Source organism: Arthrobacter sp. Br18, from assembly GCF_000520555.1.
In the GTDB taxonomy this organism is placed as follows: domain Bacteria; phylum Actinomycetota; class Actinomycetes; order Actinomycetales; family Micrococcaceae; genus Arthrobacter_D.
Window position 1 is genome coordinate 1 of record NZ_KI914895.1, and the last position, 3,811, is coordinate 3,811.

At 63.3% G+C, this 3,811-nt stretch carries 1 protein-coding gene and 2 pseudogenes; 1 reads left to right on the forward strand and 2 read right to left on the reverse strand.

What is annotated here, in order from left to right; all coding sequences use genetic code 11:
* Positions 1 to 191 (reverse strand): annotated as a pseudogene (locus tag Y704_RS22225) (IS1380 family transposase); the annotation flags it as partial.
* 348 nt (positions 192 to 539) lie between these two features.
* A pseudogene (locus Y704_RS22230) lies at positions 540 to 1,469 on the reverse strand (ATPase, T2SS/T4P/T4SS family); the annotation flags it as partial.
* A 663-nt stretch (positions 1,470 to 2,132) separates the two neighbouring features.
* Here Y704_RS22230 and Y704_RS0116580 point away from each other — a divergent pair.
* Positions 2,133 to 3,152: a DUF808 domain-containing protein gene (locus tag Y704_RS0116580; RefSeq protein ID WP_026550930.1), complete on the forward strand. Its 1,020-nt coding sequence runs from the start codon at positions 2,133 to 2,135 to the stop codon at positions 3,150 to 3,152.
* The last annotated feature ends 659 nt before the right edge of the window (positions 3,153 to 3,811 follow it).

The window sequence follows — 3,811 nt, forward strand, 5'->3', positions numbered from 1 at the left end:
GCTACCAGCGACGCGACTTTCAGCCCGGCATTGGCGCCCTTGTCTGTCGGCACGGACAACCACTCATCGGCTAACTCGTGCAGACCGGCATCCCGGGCCAACGTCATCACCGGGACCAGCCCGGCGACCGACACGAGATTCGGTTCGTCGAAGGACACTGACGCCGCGGACGTTCTATGGGAAACTTGCATCTACGAGATGTCCTCATCTGGTATGAAAATTTGACTGTGGTAAGCCATATTTTCTCCCAGACGACGGGCATTTCGTGTTTAAAACGCCGCGCACAACCCGAAAATCATCGGTGGATCGAGGCTAAGTCAAACAACGGGCTTGGAGTTCTCGTTTCACCGACGGAACTATGAGGAGCATGAAACGGAACCTATAGCAGTGGCAACCGCCAACAATCGACGGCCCGCCTATCGTCACACTCTGGGCTCGACCGGCACAAGTACTTCCTCTCGTCTGAGCCTCCGTTACCCGTTGGAGAATTAGCAGCAGTAAGCCGGCGGCCTCGTCCGCTAGGTACACGCTTTTCCGTACGTGACGGCGTCGTGTGCACTGTTGGCGTGGACGCTGCACATTCCGGGGAGGCCGCTGTTGAGGGCGACCAGCATGTCCAGGCTTTCGGCTTCGCGGACTTCCCCGACGATCAACCGGTCGGGCCGCATCCGCAGCGCCTCCTTGACGAGTCTGCGCAGCGGGATCTCGCCCTGGCCCTCAAGGTTCGGCTGCCGGCACTGCAGCCCCACGACGTCGCGCAACGGCAGCTGCAGCTCGAAGATCTCCTCCACCGTGACCACCCGCTCCCGCGGACCGATAGCCGCACCCAGACAGTTCAGCAGCGTGGTCTTGCCCGCCTGGGTGGCCCCCGAGACGAGGATGTTGAGCCCGCTGCCCACCGCGGCCTTGAGGAAGAGAGCGGCCTGGGGAGAAAGCGTCCCGAGATCCACCAGGTGCTCGAGCCTGGTGGCCTTCGCAATGAACTTCCGAATGTTCACCGCCCAATGGCGCCGGGTGACATCGGGGATCACAACGTGGAGCCTCGAGCCATCGGGCAGTGATGCGTCGACAAATGGCGATGAGAGGTCAAGCCTTCTCCCCGAGGACTTCAGCATCCTTTCCACGAGGTCGCGCACCTGCTGTTCAGTGAGCGTCAGTGCGGCCAGTTCGGATTCCCCAGCGCGGGCAACGTAAATCTCGGACGGGGCGTTGATCCAGATTTCCTCGATCGTCGGATCATCCAGGTACGGCTGCAACGCCCCGAACCCTGCCACGGCGTCGAAAACGTACTTCCGCGCGTGCTCAAGATGGCCAAGGGGCGGAAGCACCCCGTGGATGGACCGCTCGTCATAATCGTTCACCGCGGCGTCAACCAGGGTGAGGATTTCCTGCACCTGGCGCGCGGGATCCAAGCCTCGCCGCCGGATGAGCTCGCGCACCTCATCCTCGACAATGCGGACACCATCCATGGTGGACCCCTGTCAGATAACCGGCAGGCCCACCCATCAGCCTGCACGCCGGCTCCAGCCGACCCACCTCACCCTAGGTCCGCCGCAACTGCGCTACCAGAGTAGGCGGCCCGGTGTGGACAACTTAACTACCTGTCTTTCAGGACCGAACTGCCGCTCCACCGGCGTGGCCCGCGACCCGATCCAGCACCTGCGCACGTGCGTATCCGCGTGCCTTTCCGCACTCGAAATGAGAAACCGCTTGGTGAACAAGCACTGCACCAGACGGAGGGAAAGCCGGCCTCCCGCCCTGAGAGCCCGTTGTCGTGAACCTACTTCGTCTTGTCCCTGGGCACCGGGTTACCCGGCGACTCCCTCGACTTCAGCACACGTCTTTCGCAACGTACCGCATCGTGTGCACTGTTCGAATGGACGCTGCACATTCCGGGAAGACCACATATTCATCAAATACAGGACAGCAACGCGCTACATCGGCACCGCTGAGGAGGTGGAGATAAACATCGGCGCCGCCGCTGTCAGCACGCTTTGCCTGCAGTCACGCGGACCTACGCAACCCCCGACGGCCGCCTGCCCGCCACCATATACTTTGAGCATGCCGATTCCGTGCCTCAACCGTAGCCTCCACGCCCAGCATTCCGCCCTCGAGCAGAGCGAGGGCGATCTGTGAGCGGCGGTCTCGTCGCCCTGCTGGACGACGTCGCAGCCCTGGCCCGCATAGCGGCCGCCTCGGTGGACGACGTCGCTGCCGGGGCAGCCAAGGCGGGGGCCAAGGCCGCCGGCGTGGTGATCGACGACGCCGCCGTCACTCCGCAGTACGTGTCCGGGGCGGATCCATCACGCGAACTGCCGATGATCAAGCGGATCTTCTGGGGCTCGCTCCGCAACAAGCTGTTGATCATCCTGCCGGCACTGCTGCTCGTCAGTGCTTTCGTCCCGGGGGTTATCCCGTTCATCCTCATGCTGGGCGGCACCTACCTCTGCTACGAAGGTGCCGAGAAGGTCTGGCACAAGCTCCGCGGCCACTCCGCGGACAAAAAGGCTCCGGCGGTCGAACGGGGCCCGGAGGCGGAGGCGAAGGTCACCAAGGGCGCCATCACCACCGACTTCATCCTGTCCTGCGAGATCATGGTCATCTCGATGACCGAGGTGGCCGAAGAGTCCCTATGGGTTCGGGCGATCATCCTGGTCGTCGTGGCGATCGCGATCACGGTGATCGTGTACGGCGCGGTTGCACTCATCGTCAAGATGGACGACATCGGCCTGCACCTGACCACCAAGGACTCCGCGGGCTCCCAGCGCTTCGGCGAGTTGCTCGTCAAGGGGATGCCGACCGTGCTGAAGGTGATAACCCTTGTCGGGACGATCGCCATGCTGTGGGTCGGAGGTCACATCATGGTGCAGGGGGCATACGACCTCGGGTGGCACATGCCGTATGACGTGATCCATGCCCTCGAGGCCCCTTTCGCCGGGATCGCGGTGGTGGGCGGCTTCCTGGCCTGGCTGGTGAACACCCTGTGCTCGGCCGTCGTCGGTTTCGCCTGGGGCCTGGTCGTCATGGCCATCGTTCACCCTCTGCTGAAGATGCTGCCGTTCGGCAAGAAGGGCGAGCACGAAGAGGGTGACGTCCGCGCGGCGATTGCCGGCTACCGGCCGGGGAAACGTAACGCCGATCCTGCCTCCTAACCCATACCCACCGGGTTAGCGCAATTCCCGGCCGAGATCCTGCACTGGCCGGGGAGCAGTGGGAGGGTGCAGATTTTCGTGACGGCATCGGAAGTCTCAAATACCTAAAGGCATTTGAGGTGCTTGGACGTCGGCGAAGGCCTCCCACGAGCGGCATTGCTGCTCGAGAACTGGATTCATGCCGCCGACGACCGTGACCTTCAGCCGGTGACTCTAACGGCGAGGCCGAGGTCCACCAACGGCGGGCGTCGATACGCCACATGAAGGCGAAGTGGCCGGCGCGGCGACCCACGTCTTCTTCGATGAGGCCAGGGTGACGACCGGCCCGGAATGGGAAGTCGCTGTGAACTGACCGCCGGCGGGCACGCCCTTGTCGACTCGGGCTTTTGTTGAGTTGGTCATGCCCTGCTGTGTGCGGCAGGCACCCGGCGCCGATAGGTCCCGCAAGAAATCACTTCCACCCGGCCGCGGCCGGGCGTAGCATCGGTCGCATCATCGTCAATGGAGACGTGGAACGCCATGACCAAGTCATTCAGGCAGCCGCTCACCGTGATGACCGCCTCGGCCACCGCACTCATTCTGGCGCTTTCTGGTTGCGCCCCACCTGAATCGCTTGAATCCTCACCCAAACCGGCCGAATCGTCGGTGGTCGGCGGGGG